Source organism: Geomobilimonas luticola (genome assembly GCF_018476905.1).
In the GTDB taxonomy this organism is placed as follows: Bacteria; Desulfobacterota; Desulfuromonadia; order Geobacterales; family Geobacteraceae; genus Geomobilimonas; species Geomobilimonas luticola.
The window spans coordinates 582,426-602,697 of record NZ_JAHCVK010000001.1; the positions used below are offsets into that span (position 1 = coordinate 582,426).

The window sequence follows — 20,272 nt, forward strand, 5'->3', positions numbered from 1 at the left end:
GACAGGAGGAGTTTATGAGTCGCAAAATGGTAACCATTGACGGCAACACTGCGGCGGCCCATGTGGCCCATGCCACCAACGAGGTGATTGCCATCTATCCCATTACGCCGTCATCGGTGATGGGGGAGATATCCGATGCCAAGAGCGCGGTCGGCGAGAAAAACATCTGGGGCAACGTCCCCTCCGTGGTCGAGATGCAGTCCGAGGGGGGCGCCGCCGGTGCCGTTCACGGCGCCCTGCAGGCAGGCGCGCTGACCACCACCTTCACCGCCAGCCAGGGGCTTCTGCTGATGATCCCCAACATGTTCAAGATCGCCGGTGAGCTCACCTCCACGGTCTTCCATGTGTCGGCCCGGGCGATTGCCGCCCAGGCCCTCTCCATTTTCGGCGACCATTCGGACGTCATGTCCTGCCGCTCGACCGGTTGGGCCTTTCTCTGTTCCAACAACGTGCAGGAGGTTATGGACTTCGCCCTGATCGCCCAGTCCTCCACCCTGCGCAGCCGGGTACCTTTCCTGCACTATTTCGACGGCTTCCGTACCTCCCACGAAGTGCAGAAGGTTACCGAGCTGACCTTTGACGAGATGCGCGCGATGCTGGACGACAAGTTGATCGCCGAGCACAAGGGGCGTGGCCTCAACCCCGACAAGCCGGTAATGCGTGGTACCGCCCAGAATCCGGATGTCTACTTCCAGGGTCGCGAGACCGTCAATCCCTACTATCCGGCCTGTGAGAAGATCGTGCAGGAGGAGATGGACAAGTTCGGCAAGCTGACCGGCCGCAAGTACAAGCTGGTCGACTATGTCGGCGCCAAGGATGCCGAGCGGGTTGTTGTGGTCATGGGCTCCGGTGCCGACGTGGTGCAGGAGACCGTCGAGAACCTGGCCAGAAAGGGGGAGAAGGTCGGTGTGGTCAAGATCCGGCTCTATCGCCCCTTCCCACTGGATGCCTTTATCAAGGCCCTTCCCAAAACCGTCAAGAAGATCGCCGTGCTGGACCGCACCAAGGAGCCTGGCTCCCTGGGCGAGCCGATCTACCTGGACGTGCGCACCGCCATCGGCGAGGCCATGGCCAGCGGCAAGTTCAAGTGCGACGGCTACCCCGTCATCGTCGGCGGCCGCTACGGCCTCGGCTCCAAAGAGTTCAACCCTGCCATGGCCAAAGCGGTTCTGGACAACCTCAAGGTTGCAAAGCCGAAGAACAAGTTCGTGGTCGGCATCGAGGAAGATGTCACCGGATGCAGCCTGAAGGTGGACTACTCCTACAAGAACCCGATGGAAGGGGCCTACCAGGCCATGTTCTACGGCCTCGGTTCCGACGGCACCGTAGGGGCTAACAAGAACTCCATCAAGATCATCGGCGAGGAGACCAGCAACAACGCCCAGGCCTACTTCGTGTACGACTCCAAGAAGGCCGGCTCCATGACCACCTCCCACCTGCGCTTCGGCAAGAAGCCGATCCGCGCTCCCTACCTGGTGCAGGAAGCCGACTTCGTCGCCTGCCACAACTTCTCCTTCCTGGAGAAATACGACATGCTGTCCAAGGCCAAGAATGGCGCTACCTTTCTGCTGAACGCCCCCTTCGGGCCCAAGGAAGTCTGGGACACCATGCCCAAAGAAGTGCAGCAGCAGATCATCGACAAAAAAATGAAATTCTTTGTGATCGACGGCGTCAAGCTGGGGAACGAAATCGGCCTGGGACCCCGCATCAACGTCATCATGCAGACCGCCTTTTTCAAGATATCCAACATCATACCGCTGAAGGACGCCGTGGCTTCCATCAAGGATGCCATCAAGAAGTCCTACGGCAAGGCGGGCGAGAAGGTGCTGGAGATGAACTACAAGGCCGTCGAAGCCGGCCTGAACAACTTCTACGAAGTGAAGGTTCCTGCCAAGGCATCCAGCAAGCTGAAAATGGCTGCCGCTGTCTCCGCCAAGGCGCCCAAGTTCGTGAAGGATGTCACCGGCGTGATCGTCGCCGGCCTGGGGGACAACCTGCCGGTATCCAAAATGCCGGCCGACGGCACCTTCCCGACTGCCACCTCCCAGTACGAGAAGCGCAACATCGCCATCGACATCCCGGTATGGGACGAAAAAATCTGCATCCAGTGCGGCATCTGCTCCTTTGTCTGCCCCCACGCCTCGGTGCGGATGAAGGCCTACGACGCCAAGGAGCTGAAGTCGGCACCCAAGACGTTCAAGTCGGTCGATTGTACCATCCCCGAAATGAAGGGTAAAAAGCTGACCGTCCAGGTGGCTCCGGAAGACTGTACCGGCTGCGGCGCCTGCGCCCACAACTGTCCGGCAAAGGACAAGCAGAACCCGAACCACAAGGCCCTGGACATGGCATTCCAGCCGCCGCTGCGTGCCCAGGAGGCCGAGAACTTCGACTTCTTCCTCAAGCTGCCCGATGTGGATGCGACCCAGGTCAAGCTGGAGACCTTGCGCAGCAACCAGCTGGTCCGCCCGCTGTTCGAGTTCTCCGGTGCCTGTGCCGGCTGCGGCGAGACCCCTTACCTGAAGCTTTTGACCCAGCTGTTCGGCGACCGGATGCTGATCGCCAACGCCACGGGCTGTTCCTCCATCTACGGCGGCAACCTTCCCACCACCCCTTACGCTCAGCGGGCTGACGGCCGCGGGCCGGCCTGGTCCAACTCCCTGTTCGAGGACAACGCTGAGTTCGGTTACGGCATGCGGTTGACCGTGGACCAGTTCACCAAGTCGGCCCTTGAATACCTGAACGAACTGATCGGCTGCGACTGCAAATCCTGCAAACCCAACGTCAAGCTGATGAAGGAGATCGTTGCCGCCGATCAGACCGGTCAGGCCGGTATCGAAGCCCAGCGCAAGCGGGTCGACGAACTGAAGAAGGCGCTGAAAGGGTGCAAGGAACGGGCAGCCAAACTGTTGCTGCCGATCGCCGACTACCTGGTGAAGAAGTCGGTCTGGTGCATCGGTGGTGACGGCTGGGCCTATGACATCGGCTTCGGCGGCCTGGACCACGTCATCGCCTCCGGCAAGAACATCAACCTGTTCGTGCTGGATACCGAGGTCTACTCCAACACCGGCGGCCAGGCCTCCAAGTCGACACCCATGGGAGCCGTTGCCCAGTTTGCCGCAGGCGGCAAGCCGGTTTCCAAGAAGGACCTGGGGATGATCGCCATGTCCTACGGCTCAGTGTACGTTGCCAACGTGTCGCTCGCCAATCCTGGCCAGTGCGTCAAGGCCATGCTTGAGGCCGAGGCTTTCGACGGCCCGTCTATCATCATCGCCTACTCCCACTGCATCGCCCACGGCATCGACATGACGGCTGGCGTGGATGCCCAGAAGAAGGCAGTGCAGTCGGGCTACTGGCCGCTCTACCGCTACAACCCCGCCCTGGCTGCCGAGGGGAAGAACCCGCTGCAGCTGGACAGCAAGGCGGCCACCATTGACTTCATGGAGTACGCCAACAACGAGAACCGTTACCGCATGCTGAAGAAGGCCAACCCCAAGGCGGCCGATGCATTGATGAAGCAGGCCGGTGAATGGGCCAAGACCCATTTCGCCTATTACCAGAAGCTGGCTGCCCTCAACTTCGAGGATTCCGGCAAGAAATAATCGTTGCACCCACGTTGTCCGAAAGCCCCGGCGGGAAACTGCCGGGGCTTTTCCGTGTTTAGCCGGTAAATGGTCGAAAAACCTTGAAAGGGTAGCTTGTTTCTGCTATATCTAGCCGCTGCCGGCAAATTCTCTCACCGCACAAGGGGTGCTCCATGGCGAATCCTCAGATGGTGATGTATGATGAGGAATTCAAACAGATAAACGTCGTTATCGAAAAGCTGCTGCGGGAAGCCAATGCCAAGGTGATTTTTCTGGTGGACAAGAACGGTCAGCTGATTTCCGGTGTTGGCGAGGTGGAGCGGTTCGATACCACGTCGCTGGCGTCCCTGACCGCCGGCAACATCGCCGCCACCGGTGGGCTTGCCAAACTGATCGGCGAAAAGGAGTTCTCCATCCTCTTCCACGAAGGGGAAAAAGACAACCTCCACATCTCCATCGTCGGCGGGCGGGTTATCCTCGTGGTGCTGTTCGATAGCCGTTCCTCCCTCGGATTGGTCCGGCTCCGGGTGAAAAAAGCGTCTGACGAATTGACCACCATCTTCAACCGGCTTCTCGAGAAGGCCGAGGAGAAGGAAAAGAGCGGCGAAACCGATTTCCCCTTCGCGGAAATCACCGACGACGACATAGACAATCTCTTCAGCTGAAACTTGAGGTAACGGCAGATGTCCTTTATCAACTACGCATCCCGGGAGATAAACTGCAAGATCGTTTATTACGGGCCGGGCCTGTGTGGCAAGACCACGAACCTGCAGTTTGTCTACCAGAAGACCGCCCCCGACGCCAAGGGGAAGATGATCAGCCTGGCGACGGAAACTGAGCGGACCCTTTTCTTCGACTTTCTGCCGCTGGCTCTGGGGGAGATCCGGGGGTTCAAGACCCGGTTTCACCTCTACACCGTGCCGGGGCAGGTGTTCTATGATGCGTCCCGCAAACTGATTCTCAAGGGTGTGGACGGTGTCGTCTTCGTTGCCGACTCGCAGGAAGAGAGGATGGACGCCAACATCGAATCGCTGGAGAACCTCCGAATCAACCTGGTTGAGCAGGGGTACGACCTGGACAAGATTCCCTACGTTGTCCAGTACAACAAGCGCGACCTCCCGAACATCGTTACGGTCGAAGAACTGCGCCGGGAACTGAATCCGACCAATGTCCCCGACTTCGAGGCATGTGCCTCCACCGGCGAAGGTGTGTTCGAGACCCTCAAGGCGGTGGCGAAACTGATTCTCATCGACCTGAAAAAGGGTAAATAGCCGGCTCAACACTGTTGCCGCAGATAACAAAGCCCGTGAGACGCTCTCACGGGCTTTTTGCGTTTTCGTTGGTCGAATGGTGCCTATTTATTTTCCGCGTGCTCTTTCGTAGTCGTCCGGGGTGTTGAGGTTGAGAAAGGAGGTGCCGGATGGATCGAGAGCGTTGAGTTCCGCCTTCTCGACGTAACGGGTCCTGACGTGGGAATAGAGATCGTTGATGCGGACATTGCCCGTCTCTAGCATCTGGCGCATCGGCTCCAGGCATGCCTTTGCATAGACGGCAAAGAGGGGTTCCGCACCGTGGGCGGTAATGGGGACCACGGCATCGTAGTCATCCCGCCGTGAGATGAGATACTGCATGATCGCTGCGTTTGGAAAGGGGATGTCGCAGGGGATGGCGAAGATTGCAGGGGTGATTGCATGGCTCAGACCGGTGTAGAGGCCACCCAGGGAGCTGCCGGGATAGATGTCGGCCACCATCGGCAGAGCGTAGGCGCCGAACCGTTCCGGCCGGTTGCCGACCAGGAGCACCGTGCCGCAGACCTCCCGGCAAACCTCCAGAGCCCGCTCGATGAGCGGTCGGCCGTCGAGGTCGAGAAACGCCTTGTCAGTTCCCATCCTGCGGCTCTGGCCACCGACGAGGATGACGCCGGTTATGTCGGGGTTGGAGGAGGACATGGGTGGTATAGTACCGTGTTCTCCCTTTGGCCGTCAAAAGAATTCGCGGGTTGTCGTCAGTTCCGGTAGAGTGGGTCTGCGTCAGGACGGCTCGGGGTCGGTGAGCTCTTCGATGGGAGGCGCGATCTGCTCTTGAAGCGGTTCGGACCTTCCGGGCATGATTTCCGAAATCAGCATGCCGGCAATGATCAGGACTGCGCCGAGGTAGCCGATCATGCCGAGCCGCTCGCCGGCGGCAAGGTAGGCGTATATCGCCGCGAAAACCGGTTCGGTGCAGAAGATCAGCGCGGTATGGGTAGGGCTGATCCAGCGCTGCATGGATGTCTGGACGAGGAAGGCGAATACTGTGGCAAACAGCGAACAGATGAGGAGGGCGGGGAGAATCCCGGGGTGGTAGACGGCCACCGGCTGGTGGTTGGCCGTGGCCATCACGGCACTGAGAAACGCCACGGTGCCGATCTGGAGCGTGGTGAGCCAGTAGATGTCGCTGCCCGGTTTCCGGGCGAAACTGCTCGTCAGCAGCAGGTGGAGCGCGACACAGACGGCGCAGACGGCGGCCAGGATATCGCCGTGGTTGAACGTCCAGCTGCCGTTGGTGCAGAGGAGGAACAACCCCGTCACGGAGAAGGTCACCGCCAGTTTGATGTTGGCCGGGATCGGCTGGCGCAGGACGAGGGAGGCGATGATCGGCACGAAGACCACGTTGAGCCCTGTCAGGAAGCCGGTGTTGGAAGCTGACGTAGAGAGAAGCGCGACGGTCTGGAAGGCGAAGGCGGCGAACAGGAAAGCCCCGAGCACGACGCCGTCCATGATGGTTCTGCCGGTCGGGAGGGGTCGCCGGATCAGCACGAAGGCGAGCAGTATGACAAAGGCGATGGTGAACCGCTGGGCAAGGAAGACATACACATCGACCTGGGAAATCGCCTCCTTGACGACGGTGAAGGTGATTCCCCAGAAGAAGGTGGTGATGAGCAGCAGCGTAGCGGCGAGGAATTTGTTCATAACAGGTGATCTTTCCATGGAGCAAGGCCGATAACGGGATGGACCTCCTCCGTCACGACGCAGCAGGCCAGTCATTTTGAACTTGATGGAGCTGAAAAGTCAATTGGAAAAGTTAGATGGTCTTACCAAAGCGGTTGACTTCATCAAAAAAACGTTTTATCTTTCCGAAAATAAATTCCACATGTGCATGGAGGTAGTATGAAAAAACTGAGAACGCTGACTCTGCTTGCCGCCGCGAGTATTCTTACGTTTGCCGTGTCTTCGACGGCTTTTGCCGGCAAGGACCTGAAGTCCGTGACCTTTGCCACTGACGCGACCTGGCCCCCCATGGAGATGGTCGATGCCAACAAGAACATCGTCGGATTCGAAATAGACCTGATGAACGAGATTGCCAAGGCTGCCGGATTCACGCCGGTTTACAAGAACACCGCCTGGGACGGGATTTTCGCCGGACTTGCCACCGGCCGCTACGACGCAGTCCTCTCCTCCGTCACCATCACGGATGAGCGGAAGAAGCAGTTCGACTTTTCCGATCCCTACATCAGCGTCGGTCAGATCCTCGTTGTCTCCAAGAAGGAGGGGAACGTCAAGGTGCTTGCGGACCTGAAGGGGAAGAAGGTCGGTGCCCAGATCGGCACGACCGGTGCCTTTGAAACCAAGAAGGTTGCCGGGGTCGAACTGAAAACCTACGACGAAGTCGGGCTTGCCTTCGAAGACATGGCGGCCGGCCGTATCTCCGGCGTCGTCTGCGATGAGCCGACCGCTGCCCATTACGCGCTGCAGCGCCAGGAGTACAAGGAAAAGTTCAAGATCGTCGGTAAGTCCTTTACCTCAGAGGCCTACGGCGTTGCCGTCCAGAAGGGTAACAAGGAACTGGTTGCCCTCCTCAACAAGGGTATCAAGGCGGTCAAGGCGAAGAAGATCGACGAGAAACTGAAGAAGAAATGGCTCAGATAAGATACGCCAAGATCGGCAAGGCCGGAAAGGGGCTACCGCTTTCCGGCCTTGCCGTGTAAAAAACGGGTCGGACCTTATCCCCTGACGGAGACGCAAGCTGAACGTATGATGAATATGGAACACGACAACAAGCCAATTGAAGTGGGAGATGGCGCTGCCATTCCGACCAAGGCGGACGCCGGACTCTTCACCGCCTGGCGTATCTCTTTCCTGGGGGCGGTCGGCGCTCTTGCCTATCTTGTTATTGCAAAGCCCGATCCCTACCTGAACATCCTCAAATTCGTTCCCGATGGCATCGTCGTTACCTTCAAGGTTACGATCGGAGCGATTCTCCTCTCCCTGGTACTGGGTCTCCTGACGGGGCTGGGGCGGATATCGGGCAACCGGTTCTTCAACGGCATCGCCTCGGTCTATGTCGAGGTCATTCGCGGCATCCCTCTGCTGGTCCAGATTTTCTACATCTATTACGCTCTGGGGCGGATCGTTCACGTTCCCGACATGCTGAGCGCCATTATCGCCATGGCTGTCTGTTATGGCGCCTATATGGGGGAGGTCTTCCGGGCGGGGATACAGTCCATTCCCAAGGGGCAGATGGAGGCGGCCCTCTCCCTCGGGATGACCCGTTCTCAGGCCATGGGGCACGTCATTCTCCCCCAGGCGGTCAAGGTCGTGCTCCCTCCCATCGGCAACGAGTTCATCGCCCTGCTGAAGGATTCGTCCCTCGTCTCCATCCTGGCGGTATCCGACCTGCTCCGGCGGGGACGAGAATACGCGTCGGAATCCTTTGCCTACTTCGAGACGTACACGATCATTGCCCTGGTCTATCTGATCATCACCCTGATCCTGTCGAAGCTCATCGGCATGATGGAGGAGCGTATCAATGAAAACAGGTGATCAGCGCCGGATGATAGAGGCACGGGACGTAGTCAAGTATTTCGGGCGGTTCAAGGCGCTCGACCGGGTTTCCTTCGATGTCCGGGAAGGAGAGAAGGTGGTCATCCTCGGGCCGAGCGGTTCCGGCAAGAGCACCCTGCTCCGCTCCATCAACCAGCTGGAAACGATCGATGCGGGGCGGATCGTGGTCAACGGCATCGACATCAACGATCCCGCCACCGACATCACCCGGGTGCGGGAAGAGGTGGGGATGGTCTTCCAGTCCTTCAACCTCTTTCCCCACAAGACCGTCCTGGAAAACCTCACCCTTGCCCAGGTGGTGGTGCGCAAGCGCTCCCGCCAGGAAGCCCGGGAAAAGGGGCTGGAGCTTCTCCGGAAGGTCGGCATCGCGGAAAAGGCGGACGTCTTTCCCGGGCGGCTGTCCGGTGGGCAGCAGCAGCGGGTAGCCATCGCCCGCTCCCTTGCCATGGACCCCAAGCTGATGCTCTTCGACGAGCCGACGTCGGCACTGGACCCGGAGATGATCGGCGAGGTCCTGGATGTCATGAAGGGGCTTGCCCGGGAGGGGATGACCATGGTAGTAGTGACCCACGAGATGGGATTTGCCCGGGAAGTGGCCGACCGGGTCATCTTCATGGACCACGGTGCGATCGTGGAGGAGGGGACGCCGGAACATTTCTTCACCTCCCCGACCCACGAGCGGACCAAGCTGTTCCTCAGCCAGATTCTGTAGAAGTGCTGCAAAATTTTATTGTCATGTGTAGTACCTAACCACAAAGGAGGTAGTAATGCGTATCAACAAGAAATGTCTCGCAGTACTCGCCGCCGCCACGTGCATGGCGGCCACCGCGGTTCCGGCCCTGGCGCTGGAGAACGAGTTCCACGGCATGTTCCGCCTGTTCTCCGCCGTGACCAACTTCAATGCCACGCCGGTTACGGACAACGTGTTTTATCTGCCGGAAGGGCTGGACAAAAAGCCCGACACCGCCACCTACATCGCCCAACGGGCCCGGCTCATGTACATCGCCAAGGCCAATGACGATCTGAAGCTGGTCACCCACTTCGAGATCGATTCCCGCTGGGGGGACAACTCCTACACCACCAGGCGGAACGTGGGTGGCGCCATCGGTGCCGACACCGTCAACCTGGAGACCAAGCATGTCTATCTCGATTTCAACATCCCCAAGACACCGCTCAACGTGAAGCTCGGGATGCAGCCCTTTGATGACGCCTTCAAGGGGGTCTTCGTCGGGGCCGACATGGCCGGCGCCCTTGCCTCCGCCAGTTACGGCAAGTTCAACTCGTCCCTCGGCTTCTTCCGGTTCAATGACGACGCGACCGGGTCGGTGCCCGGCAAGCGGACCCGCGACATGCTCGTCATCGACGAGAAATACAGCGTCTCCAAGGAGCTGAAGGTGGGAGGCGCCTACTACCTGGTGAATGACGACCGTCCCACCAACAGCATCGTCCACACCCTCGGTGTCAACAGCGAAGCGGTCTTCGGGCCGGTCACCGTCGATGGTTTTGTCATCTACCAGTTCGGCAACCTGGAAGCGAATCCTGCGAACCGCCAGCACCTGAGCGCCTTTGCCGCCAACGTGGGAGCCCGGGGCAAGGTCGGCGCCGGTACCGCCCGAACCGAGTTCCTCTATGTCTCTGGAGAAGGGAATCCGGGGGGCAGGGGGACCAGCAACGCCTTCCAGAGCATCGACGACGAGCACGGTTTCTACAACGGCAACATGCAGCTCCTCTTCCGCGACGCCTACGCCATGACCATCGACAATGCCATCGTCTACACCAGCAACAACCTGGACCGCGGCGTTATCGCCGGGTTCGTCGGCTACGATATGCCGTTCACCTCCAAATTCTCCGCCAGCGCCAACGCCGGCTTCGCCGCGGTGGCCAAGGATGCTGACAACCGCAAGAGCAACTACCTCGGCACCGAAATCAACGCCCAGGCCGACTACAAACTGTACGACAACCTGACGGCCACGCTGCGCGGTGCATACGTCATTCTCGGCGACTACTACAAAGGTGTTGCCCTCAACGGCCAGGATCCGGAAAACCCCTACATGACCAGCTTCATGATGAATTACTCGTTCTAGGTAATAGGGGGCGGTGGCTTGCCACCGCCCCCCTTCCTGATATTATTTTTCGTAGTCAACCTATACGAGGAGAATTGCCATGAAAAAGATCGCCGTACTCGTGATGACCGCCGTAGCCCTTTCGTCAGCCGTTCCGGCCATGGCGCAGATGACCAAGGAGGAGAAAGACCAGTGCCTCCTCGCTTCCAAGAACTGCATGACCGAAGTGGACAGCATCCAGAAGCGGATCAAGAAGCTCAACACCGAGATCAAGAAGGGGACGAAAGTTTACTCCGCCGATGAGATCAAGAAGCTGGAGCAGAAGCTCAAAGAAGCCAATGAGATCCTCTCTACCCTGGAAAAGCAGGGTGGCGGCGGCAAATGAGCGGAGTCTCCGCCCGTTTGTCCTGGGATGATTGAACGGGCATGCATGCCCGGAGATTTTTACAAGGAGGCAGTATGACTATGCGTAAGGCAGTATCGTTTCTGACCGTGGCAGCCCTCGTGGCAGCATTGGGTGCTACCGTCGGCTGCAAAAAGAAGGAAGGTGGCGAAGCCGCCAAACCTGCAGGGGACACCGTTAAGATCGGTTTCCTCGGCGCGCTTACCGGTGACGTGGCCATGTTCGGCAAGCCGACCCTGGAAGGGATGAAGATGGCCGCGGAGGAGATCAACGCCGCTGGCGGGGTGAATGGCAAGAAGATCGAGATCGTCGAGGCGGATAACCGCGGCGACAAGCAGGAAGGTGCTTCCGTCACCCAGAAGCTGATCACCCGCGACAACGTGGTGGCCATCGTCGGCGACCCGACCACCGGCATAACCAAGGTGGCCGCCCCCATCGCCCAGAAGGCCCAGGTCGTGCTCCTCTCCGCTGGCGCCACCGGCCCGGGGGTTGTGGAGAACGGCGACTTCATCTTCCGCGACACCCTGCTGGACAGCGTCGCCATCCCCGCCTGTATCGACTACTTCGCCAAGGACCTGGGATACAAGAAGGTGGCGGTCATTACCTCCGACAACAACGATTACAGCGTCGGCCTCTCCCAGACCTTCCGCGACGCCGCAAAAGGGAAGGGAATCGAAATCGTTGCCGACGAGAAGGTGAAGGACGGCGACAAGGACTTCAGCGCCCAGATCACCAACATCAAGGCGAAGAAGCCGGATGTCATCTTCTTCTCCGGTTACTACACCGAAGGCGCCCTCATCATGAAGGAAGCCCGCAAGCAGGGGCTCAAGGCCAACATGTTCGGCGGCGACGGCCTCTTCTCGCCGAAGTTCATCGAGCTGGGGGGCCCGGCGGCCGAAGGCTCAATGTCCGCCCTCGGCTTCTCCCCCGAGCAGGCTTCGCCGGTCACGGCGAAGTTCGTCGAGGCGTTCAAGAAGAAGTTCAACGGTGCGGAGCCGGGACTCTTCGATGCCCAGGGGTATGACGCCATCACGCTCCTGGCCGATGCCATGAAGCGGGCTGCCAGCAACGATCCGAAGGTGTTCAAGGATGCTCTTGCCAAGACCAAGGGGTTCGAAGGGGTATCCGGCACCATCACCATCCGCGACAACCGCGAACCGATCAAGTCGCCGCTGGCGCTTCTGGAGGTCAAAGGGGGCAAGTTCGCACTCAAGGCCAAGGTTCCGGTCAAGATGGACTAGAAGCACCCATCCGATTCCCGGACGTTCGTATAAAAAGCCCGGCAGATTCGTCTGCCGGGCTTTTTTCGTTCATGGGGTGAAAGCCGTCCGCTACGTGACTCCCTGCTGCTCCATGTGGGCGGTGAAGCGACGGACGTGGTCCTGGGCTATGGTTCTTGCCTCGTCCGGTTGTCGTGCCTCTATGGCGGTGACGAGGTTCACGATGTCCTGGTGGTTTTCCCGCAGGAGCGGCTCCTCCATGGGGAGGTAGCTTTCGTAGTAGGTATGGATGTTGTGGGAGAGGGTGGCCAGCACCGAGATGTAGAGGGGATTGTGGGTCGTTTCCGCGATGGCAAGGTGGAGCTCCTCATCCGTCCGGATGAAGGAGTCCCAGTATTCGGGACCCTTGTCGAGATAGGCTGCGGCTTTGGCGAGCAGCGTCTTGAGCCGTGCGACATCTTCGCTAGTAGCCCGCTCGGCGGCATGTGCTGCCACATCCCCCTCAAGTCCCACGCGGAACTCGGCCAAGTTCTGGAGAGAAACCTTCTTGTAGCGGATGAGAAGGTCGAGGCTTTCGCTTACCTGCTGGGTGCTTACCCCCTTGACGATGGAGCCGCCGGCAACGCCGGTCCTGATCTCGATGAGTCCCTTCTGCTCCAGTACCCGCAGGGCTTCACGCAGCGTTCCCCGGCTGATGGTAAAGAGTTCCTTGAGCTCCCGCTCGGGAGGGAGCTGGTCGCCGGCCTTCAGCTTGCCGGAGACGATGGCCTCCTGGATCTGTTCCACCACGTCCTGAAATATCCGGTTCTGCTTTGCTTTGTGAAACATTCGTCCAATCCTTGGTAAACTTCAGATGTGCAACGATTCGGCCGGTGCGGTTCATGGGCTTCTGTCACGGAACCTGCACATGGTCTAACCTTTATAACATGTTAATCCTGTAATGGCAACAAACGAGCGTGTATCAAGGAGTTGACAGCCTTGGGCAAATGGTATATGTAATGGTTAAACCATTACAAAACAGACGGGAGTCATTCCATGGAACAGGAACTGAACGGCAGGGTCGTGGCGCGGGGGAAGGAGTTCTTCTCCGCAATCTCGGGTGAGAAGCCCTCTCTTTTCAACAAGGGGGCATGGATGGGGAAGGTTATGGACTGGAGCATGCAGAACGAGCAGTTCAAGATCCAGATGTTCCGGTTCGTGGACGTCTTCCCGTCCCTCACCACCAGCAAGCTCCTGACGGAGCATATCCGCGAGTATTTCGGCAACGAGCAGGAGATGCCCGCGTTCATGTCCACCGGCGCCAAGGTGGCGGGGATGCTCGGCTCCCTCGGCGGGGCGGTGCTCAACAAGGTGCTGACCTCCAACATCGAAGAGATGGCGCGGCAGTTCATCGTCGGCGAGACGACGAAGGAAGCGGTGAAGAACCTGGAGAAGCTGCGGAAGGAGGGCTTCGCCGCCGTTATGGACGTGCTGGGGGAGGCGACCCTTTCCGAGGAAGAGGCGGAAGCCTACACCAACACCTATCTTGAGCTGCTCGAAGCGCTGAAGAAAGAGCAGGGGAGCTGGAAGGGGCTGCCGGGGAAGGGGGGGGACCCGAACCTGGACTGGGGGCATGCCCCCAAGGTCAACGTGGCGGTGAAACCGACCGCCCTCTTCTGCCTTGCCAACCCCCAGGATTTCGAAGGGTCGGTGGTGGCGATCCTGAACCGGATGCGCCGGATCATGATCAAGGTCGTCGAACTGAACGGCTTCCTCTGCATCGACATGGAGTCCTACCGGCACAAGGAGATCATTCTCGAGGTATTCCGTCGCCTGAAGCTGGAGTTCAGGGAGTACCCCCATCTGGGGATCGTGCTCCAGGCCTACCTGAAGGATACGGACCGGGATCTGGACGACCTGCTCGGCTGGGCACGGCAGAACGGGGTGCAGATTTCCATCCGCCTCGTCAAGGGGGCCTACTGGGATTACGAGACGGTGAAGGCCAAGCAGAACGACTGGGAGGTGCCGGTCTGGACCATCAAGGCGGAGAGCGACGCGGCATACGAGCGCCAGGCGCGGAAGATCCTGGAGAACCACGCCATCTGCCACTTCGCCTGTGCATCCCACAACATCAGGACGGTCTCCGCGGTCATGGAGATGGCCAGGGAGCTGAACGTTCCCGAGGAGCGCTATGAGTTCCAAGTGCTGTACGGCATGGCCGAACCGGTCCGCAAGGGGATACTGAAGGTTGCCGGCCGCATCCGCCTTTACTGTCCCTACGGCAACATGGTGCCGGGAATGGGGTATCTGGTGCGGCGGCTTCTGGAGAATACGGCCAACGAGTCGTTCCTCCGCCAGAGTTTTGCCGAGGATGCCCAGATCGAAAAGCTCCTTGAAGACCCGGCGGTTACCGCCGAGCGGGAAAGGACGGCCCGCCTGCTCATGCCTAAGAAGGAACGGACCGGCCCCGGCGGACTCAAGGCCTTTTACAACGAAGCCATGGTGGATTTTACCCGCGCCGACCACAGGGCGGCTTTTCCGTCCGCCATCGCGGCGGTCCGCGCCCAGCTTGGCAGGACCTATCCCCTCTTCATCAAGGGGAGCGAACTGACCACCACCGACCTGATCCCCACCGTCAACCCCAACAAGCCATCCGAGGTCCTCGGCCAGATCTGTCAGGCCGGCACGAAGGAGGTGGGGGACGCCGTGGCCGCAGCCAAGGCTGCCTTCCCCGCCTGGCGCGACACCGATCCCCGTACCAGGGCGGAATATCTCCTCAAGGCGGCCCAGGCGGCCCGCAAGCGCATTTTCGAACTCTCCGCGTGGCAGATCCTGGAAATCGGCAAGCAGTGGGACCAGGCCTATGCCGATGTCACCGAGGCGATCGATTTCCTGGAATACTATGCCCGCGAGATGATCCGCCTGGGTGAGCCCCGGCGGGTCGGGCATGCGCCGGGCGAGCTTAACCACTACTTCTACGAGCCGAAGGGGGTGGCCGCGGTCATCGCTCCCTGGAACTTCCCCCTTGCCATCAGCATGGGGATGGTCTCCGCCGCCATCGTCACCGGCAACTGCGTGGTCTTCAAGCCGTCGGGCATTACCTCCATCATCGGCTGGCACCTGGTGGAGCTCTTCCGCGAGGCGGGGCTCCCTGCCGGCGTCTTCAACTACACGCCCGGGCGGGGTTCGGTCATGGGGGACTACCTGGTGGATCATCCCGATATCAGCCTTATCGCCTTTACCGGCTCCATGGAGACGGGGCTGCGGATCATCGACCGTGCGGCGAAGGTCCATCCGGGGCAGGCCAACGTGAAGAAGATCATCTGCGAGATGGGGGGGAAGAATGCCATCATCATCGACGACGACGCCGACCTGGACGAGGCGGTCCCCCACGTTCTCTACTCCGCCTTCGGTTTTCAGGGGCAGAAGTGCTCCGCCTGTTCCCGGGTCATCGTCCTGGATGCGGTGTACGACAAGTTCGTGGCCCGGCTGGTCAGCATGGCCAGTGCCTCCAAGGTCGGCCCCTCGGAGGACCCGACCTTCTATATGGGGGCGGTGGCGGACGACAAGGCCCAGAAGAGCATCAGGGAGTACGCCGAGATCGGCAAGAAGGAAGGGCATCTGCTTTACGAGAGCCCGGTGCCGGCCGGCGAGGGGTATTACGTCCCCATGACCATCATCGGCGGCATCACGCCGGAGCACCGCATCGCCCAGGAGGAGATCTTCGGCCCGGTCCTGGCGGTCATGCGGGCGAAAGACTTCGACCAGGCCATCGCCTGGGCCAATTCCACCAAATTTGCCCTTACCGGCGGCATCTTCAGCCGCAGTCCCGAGCATCTGGCCATGGCTCGGCGGGAGTTCCGCGTCGGCAACCTGTACATCAACCGGAACAATACGGGCGCCCTGGTGGAACGCCAGCCCTTCGGCGGCGCCCGCATGTCCGGGGTGGGGACCAAGGCGGGTGGTCCCGACTATCTCCTCCACTTCATGGACCCCCGCGTCGTCACCGAAAATACCATGCGGCGCGGATTTGCGCCGGTGGAGGCGGACGACGACTGGGTGGCGTGATGGAGGCCTTGACGCTCGGCAGCTTTTCTGCAATAATCCGCGTTCGGTAAGGTAGAATTCCTGTTTGACGAGGTTAAATTTTTCTGAAAGAGGTGCCGCACGTGAAAAAAATTGTTCTGCTGGGCATGTCTGTTCTGCTTGTCGTCCTGGCCGCCGTGGCGTTTGCCGCTGACGGCTCCTGGAGCCGGGCCAAGGGTGCCGGGAAACTGGTCATCGGTCTGGATGACTCCTTCCCCCCCATGGGGTACCGTGATGCGTCGGGGAAACTGATAGGCTTCGACATCGACGCCGCCGAAGAGGTGGGCAAGCGCCTCGGCATCAAGATAGAGTGGCAGCCCACCGCCTGGGACGGCGTAATTCACTCTCTCAACGCCAAGAAGTTCGACTGCATCTGGAACGGCATGACCATTACCGACGAACGCGCCAAGCAGGTGGCCTTCACCAAGCCGTACATCATGGACGGCCAGATTGCCATCGTCAACTTCAAGGAAAAGCGCTTCAAGGGGCTCAAGGATCTGAAGAACTTCAAGGCCGGTACCCAGAAGGGGTCCTCCGGCGTGGAGGCGGTCAAGAAGCTTGCCACCGCACCGACCGAGCTGAAGGAGTACGAGGACTATCCCAAGGCGCTCCTCGATCTGGAGGCGGGCCGCATCGATGTGGTGGTGGTGGACAACGTCACCGGCCGCGATATGATTGCCAAGCGCCCCGGCAAGTTCAAGATCCTCCCTGGCATGATCAGCAAGGAGCCCTTCGGCGTCGCCTTCCGCAAGGAGGACACCGAGCTGCGCGGCAAGGTGCAGCAGACCCTGGACAAGATGGTCAAGGACGGCACCATGGCGAAGATCTCCCGGAAGTGGTTCGCGGAAGATATAACGAATCCGAAAAAATTCTAGACCGTTCCACGAGGCAACACGAAACTTGAAATTCGACGCAAAGGCGCAGAGACGCTAAGAAAGGCAAAACGCAGGCTTTGACGTCAATCAGAAATTGGTTTCAGATTTTGATTCTCTTTGCGCCTCTGCGTCTTTGCGTCAATAAATGGTTTTGGTTTCCTTTCGACTCTTCGTGACCTCGTGGACAAAAGGTTTTCGTCTATGCAAAAGACATTCAGCAGGGTCGCTACGGCCCTGCTTTTTTTGTGGATGGCCGCCGCCGTGGTTTTCGGTGCCGCTGCCGACCCGGATCGGCTGACCCGGCAGGCCAACGAGCTCATGGGACAGGGAGACCTGGCCGGGGCGGTGGAGGTGCTGAAACAGATTCCCCCACCGGCCGGCGGTGGTGAGGGGGAGGCGTTCGTCCGGAGCCGGCTTCAGATCGCCCGTCTCCATTTCTCCCTGGGGGAGATGGACAAAGCCCTGGCGGCCGCCCGGGAGGTCCTGGCACTCTATCCGGACAACAGCGAGGCGAAGAATTTCGTTGCGTCGGTGGAGCAGGAGGGGCAGCCCCGCTACGTGACTTTCCTCAAGGACTGCATCCGTTTCCTCCCCGCTTTGGCCAAAGGGGCCGTCATGACGCTGCTGCTGGTCCTCTGCACCATCGTGATCTCCCCCATCGGCGGGCTCCTCATCGCCCTCGGCCGGCTCAGCACCTTCCGCCCCATCTCGGCCGCCTGCTGGTTCGTCATCTGGTTCTTCCGGGGGACGCCGCTGCTGCTCCAGCTCTTCTTCATCTACTACGGGCTCCCCTCCCTCGGCATCACCCTTTCTCCCCTGACGGCGGCGGTCATCGGTCTCGGCGTCAACTACTCCGCCTATCTGGGGGAGATCATCCGGGGGGGGATCCAGAGCATCGAGCACGGGCAGATGGAGGCGGCCAAGGCCCTGGGGATGACCTACGGGCAGGCCATGCGCCGGGTCATCATTCCCCAGACCTACAAGCGGCTCATGCCCCCCATCGGCAACGAGTTCATCGCCCTCATCAAGGACACGGCGCTGGTCTCCACCATCGCCATGGTGGAACTGATGCGGGCGGCCGACCAGCTCTTCAACACCTACTTCAACGTGACGGCCCTCGTCCTGGCCGCCATCGTCTACCTGGTCTTTACGACCGTATTTACCTTCATCTTCGAAAAGATCGAGTACCGGGCGGGGATTTATGAACACCGATAGGCAGCCCCTCATCCAGCTTGAAGGGATCATCAAGCGCTACAAGAACCTGACGGCGGTTAACGGCGTGAACCTGGCGGTCTATCCGGGGGAGAAGCTGGTCATCATCGGGCCGTCCGGGTCGGGGAAATCGACCCTGCTCCGCTCCATGAATTTCCTGGAGGAGATCGATGCCGGGGTGATCCGCTTCGAGGGGCGGGAGGCGGGGTACGTCCACCGTCACGGCAGGCTTCACCTGGACCGGCAGCAGGTGGTCTGCCCCCTTCGGGCGGAGATCGGCATGGTCTTCCAGCACTTCCACCTCTTCCCCCACATGACCGTGCTCGGCAACGTGATGGAGGGACCGCTCACGGTCCAGAAGAAGCCTGTCCCGGAGGCCCGGGCCATCGCCTACGACATGCTGGCCAAGGTGGGGCTTTCCGACAAGCGGGACGTCTTTCCCGCAACCCTTTCCGGTGGCCAGAAACAGCGGGTGGCCATCGCCCGCGCCCTGGCCATGCGTCCCAAGCTCATGCTGTTCGACGAACCGACGTCGGCCCTGGACCCGGAGCTTGTGGGGGAGGTGTTCGACACCATCCATGCCCTTGCGGACGAGGGGATGACCATGATCATCGTCACCCACCACATGGGGTTCGCCCGGGAGCTGGCGGACCGGGTCATCTTCATGGATGGAGGAGTGTTCGTGGCGGAGGGGACACCGCAGGAAATCTTCGACGAGCGGATGCAGAATGAGCGGATCAGGACCTTTCTGAGCCGCATAATTTAGTCGTGAATCAGAGAGGGGTGAGCGCCCCGTTCCGCTCAGAGTCCCCTCGTACCGCAGCTGTAAGGCTCATTTCGCGCCGGCCGTCCGTCCGGCTTTGCTCCATGTCGCCAACACCGGCTGGCACTCGGGCACATTCGCTCCACGGGGCACTCACCCCTCTCTGTTTCCTTTTAAAACCTTTCCAGCCTTTGACGGTATCGATACCAGCAGAACAGCGGCAAGAATGACAGCCCCGCCGATGAAGAACGATGCTCCCAGATGCTCGCCGAGGATGAGCCAGCCGAGGAAGGCCCCCACCACCGGCTGGAGGAAGAAGAATACCGACCCCACGCTTGCCTCCACCAGCTGCAATCCCTTGTTCCAAAGAAAAAACGCACCCGCCGTGGCGACCACCCCCAGGTAGAGGACGGCCAGCCAGAGGAGCGGACGGTCCAGGCCGGTCACCGGCACGAATTGCCATTCCAGCACCATGGCGGGGGTGGTGAAGAGGCCTCCCCAGAAGATGGCGTAGGTGGTTATCACCAGTGGCGAATAGGTGATGGAAGCCCGCCGGGCGAGGACCGACAGGATCGCCCAGGTAACGGCGGCACCGAGGAGGGCGATGTTCCCCAGGAGCACGCGGTTGCCGGAGCCTCCCCCCTCCAATCCCACGACGATCAGCACCCCGGCGGTGGCCATAGCGACCGACGCGATCTTGCGCAGGTTGAGCCGTTCCCCCAGCATGGTCCGGGCGAAGATGATGATGAAGGCAGGGCTTGCCGAGGTGAGGATGGCCCCCATGTGGGCGCTGGAGAGACGGGTGCCGATGAACTGCAGCCCGACGGAGACGAAGTAGCCGATGAAGCCGATGGTCATGAAGGTGCGGCGGTCCCGGGAGAAGGGCTGGGCGAGGCCGGTCCGTACCACTAGCGCCCAGAGGACGGCGAATCCCACCAGGTAGCGGAGCCAGAGCAGGGTAAAGGGTGGGATGAAATCGAGGGCATACTTACTCACCACGTACATCCCTCCCCAGATGGATGCAGCCCCCCCCAGGGCGAGGTATCCCGCCAGATTCTGTCTGTTGTCGTGCATTTCGTCTTCCCCTGCGGTTGTGATTGTGTCGGCGCAGGATAAACTTGTTTGACCTGCCGGGGCAATAGCAAAAAAGTGAGTGTGGTGCCGTGTTCAAAGAAACGGAGGTAGCGGCTGGCACGTAACCTGCCGATAAGCAACGATAAATGAGCCACTGTTTATTTTGGTCAAACCATTTTTTATTTTCTTGCTC

17 protein-coding genes are annotated in these 20,272 nt (G+C 60.1%); 13 read left to right on the plus strand and 4 right to left on the minus strand.

Annotated elements, in window-relative coordinates:
• The first annotated feature begins 14 nt into the window (after window positions 1–14).
• The 3 genes from nifJ (at window position 15) to KI810_RS02805 (ending at window position 4,852) form a co-directional block, all read left to right on the plus strand.
• Window positions 15–3,599: a pyruvate:ferredoxin (flavodoxin) oxidoreductase gene (gene nifJ, locus KI810_RS02795; protein WP_214173950.1), complete on the plus strand. Its 3,585-nt coding sequence runs from the start codon at window positions 15–17 to the stop codon at window positions 3,597–3,599.
• 155 nt (window positions 3,600–3,754) lie between these two features.
• Window positions 3,755–4,246, plus strand: a complete 492-nt coding sequence (locus KI810_RS02800) for a roadblock/LC7 domain-containing protein (RefSeq protein ID WP_214173951.1) — start codon at window positions 3,755–3,757, stop codon at window positions 4,244–4,246.
• Between the two features lie 18 nt (window positions 4,247–4,264).
• The gene (locus KI810_RS02805) at window positions 4,265–4,852 is read left to right on the plus strand and encodes a GTP-binding protein (protein ID WP_214173952.1); all 588 of its coding nucleotides are present in this window, start codon (window positions 4,265–4,267) and stop codon (window positions 4,850–4,852) included.
• Window positions 4,853–4,939: 87 nt separating this feature from the next.
• On the opposite strand, the gene mobA is transcribed toward KI810_RS02805, so the two are convergent.
• Window positions 4,940–5,530 (minus strand): molybdenum cofactor guanylyltransferase, encoded by a 591-nt coding sequence (mobA, locus tag KI810_RS02810; protein WP_214173953.1) that lies wholly within the window; start codon window positions 5,528–5,530, stop codon window positions 4,940–4,942.
• An 81-nt stretch (window positions 5,531–5,611) separates the two neighbouring features.
• Entirely contained in the window at window positions 5,612–6,532 is a 921-nt protein-coding gene (locus KI810_RS02815) for a DMT family transporter (protein ID WP_214173954.1), read from the minus strand.
• A gap of 198 nt (window positions 6,533–6,730) precedes the next feature.
• Between KI810_RS02815 and KI810_RS02820 the strand changes: the two genes are divergently transcribed.
• The 6 genes from KI810_RS02820 to KI810_RS02845 all read left to right on the plus strand — a co-directional run bounded on the left by KI810_RS02820 (window position 6,731) and on the right by KI810_RS02845 (window position 12,111).
• Window positions 6,731–7,489, plus strand: coding sequence for a basic amino acid ABC transporter substrate-binding protein (locus tag KI810_RS02820; protein WP_214173955.1), 759 nt, complete (start codon window positions 6,731–6,733; stop codon window positions 7,487–7,489).
• 105 nt (window positions 7,490–7,594) lie between these two features.
• Entirely contained in the window at window positions 7,595–8,383 is a 789-nt protein-coding gene (locus KI810_RS02825; RefSeq protein ID WP_246525120.1) for an amino acid ABC transporter permease, read from the plus strand.
• The gene (locus KI810_RS02830) at window positions 8,370–9,116 is read left to right on the plus strand and encodes an amino acid ABC transporter ATP-binding protein (RefSeq protein ID WP_343213457.1); all 747 of its coding nucleotides are present in this window, start codon (window positions 8,370–8,372) and stop codon (window positions 9,114–9,116) included. The genes KI810_RS02825 and KI810_RS02830 overlap by 14 nt, the downstream gene beginning before the upstream one ends.
• 55 nt (window positions 9,117–9,171) lie before the next feature.
• Window positions 9,172–10,488 (plus strand): hypothetical protein, encoded by a 1,317-nt coding sequence (locus tag KI810_RS02835; protein WP_214173956.1) that lies wholly within the window; start codon window positions 9,172–9,174, stop codon window positions 10,486–10,488.
• A gap of 79 nt (window positions 10,489–10,567) precedes the next feature.
• Window positions 10,568–10,852, plus strand: coding sequence for a hypothetical protein (locus KI810_RS02840; protein ID WP_214173957.1), 285 nt, complete (start codon window positions 10,568–10,570; stop codon window positions 10,850–10,852).
• A gap of 74 nt (window positions 10,853–10,926) precedes the next feature.
• Window positions 10,927–12,111, plus strand: coding sequence for an ABC transporter substrate-binding protein (locus tag KI810_RS02845; RefSeq protein WP_214173958.1), 1,185 nt, complete (start codon window positions 10,927–10,929; stop codon window positions 12,109–12,111).
• Window positions 12,112–12,201: 90 nt separating this feature from the next.
• Here KI810_RS02845 and KI810_RS02850 read toward each other — a convergent pair whose 3' ends face one another.
• Entirely contained in the window at window positions 12,202–12,918 is a 717-nt protein-coding gene (locus KI810_RS02850) for a FadR/GntR family transcriptional regulator (protein WP_214173959.1), read from the minus strand.
• 207 nt (window positions 12,919–13,125) lie between these two features.
• Here KI810_RS02850 and pruA point away from each other — a divergent pair, with 207 nt between their 5' ends.
• The 4 genes from pruA to KI810_RS02870 all read left to right on the plus strand — a co-directional run bounded on the left by pruA (window position 13,126) and on the right by KI810_RS02870 (window position 19,008).
• Window positions 13,126–16,137, plus strand: a complete 3,012-nt coding sequence (gene pruA / locus KI810_RS02855; protein ID WP_214173960.1) for an L-glutamate gamma-semialdehyde dehydrogenase — start codon at window positions 13,126–13,128, stop codon at window positions 16,135–16,137.
• Window positions 16,138–16,238: 101 nt separating this feature from the next.
• Window positions 16,239–17,030, plus strand: coding sequence for an amino acid ABC transporter substrate-binding protein (locus tag KI810_RS02860; RefSeq protein WP_214173961.1), 792 nt, complete (start codon window positions 16,239–16,241; stop codon window positions 17,028–17,030).
• A gap of 201 nt (window positions 17,031–17,231) precedes the next feature.
• Window positions 17,232–18,245 (plus strand): ABC transporter permease subunit, encoded by a 1,014-nt coding sequence (locus KI810_RS02865; protein WP_214173962.1) that lies wholly within the window; start codon window positions 17,232–17,234, stop codon window positions 18,243–18,245.
• Window positions 18,232–19,008 carry an amino acid ABC transporter ATP-binding protein gene (locus KI810_RS02870; RefSeq protein WP_214173963.1) on the plus strand — a complete coding sequence of 259 codons (777 nt, stop codon included), beginning with the start codon at window positions 18,232–18,234 and terminating at the stop codon, window positions 19,006–19,008. The genes KI810_RS02865 and KI810_RS02870 overlap by 14 nt, the downstream gene beginning before the upstream one ends.
• A 150-nt stretch (window positions 19,009–19,158) precedes the next feature.
• Here KI810_RS02870 and KI810_RS02875 read toward each other — a convergent pair whose 3' ends face one another.
• Window positions 19,159–20,079 (minus strand): DMT family transporter, encoded by a 921-nt coding sequence (locus tag KI810_RS02875; protein WP_214173964.1) that lies wholly within the window; start codon window positions 20,077–20,079, stop codon window positions 19,159–19,161.
• Between the last annotated feature and the right edge of the window lie 193 nt (window positions 20,080–20,272).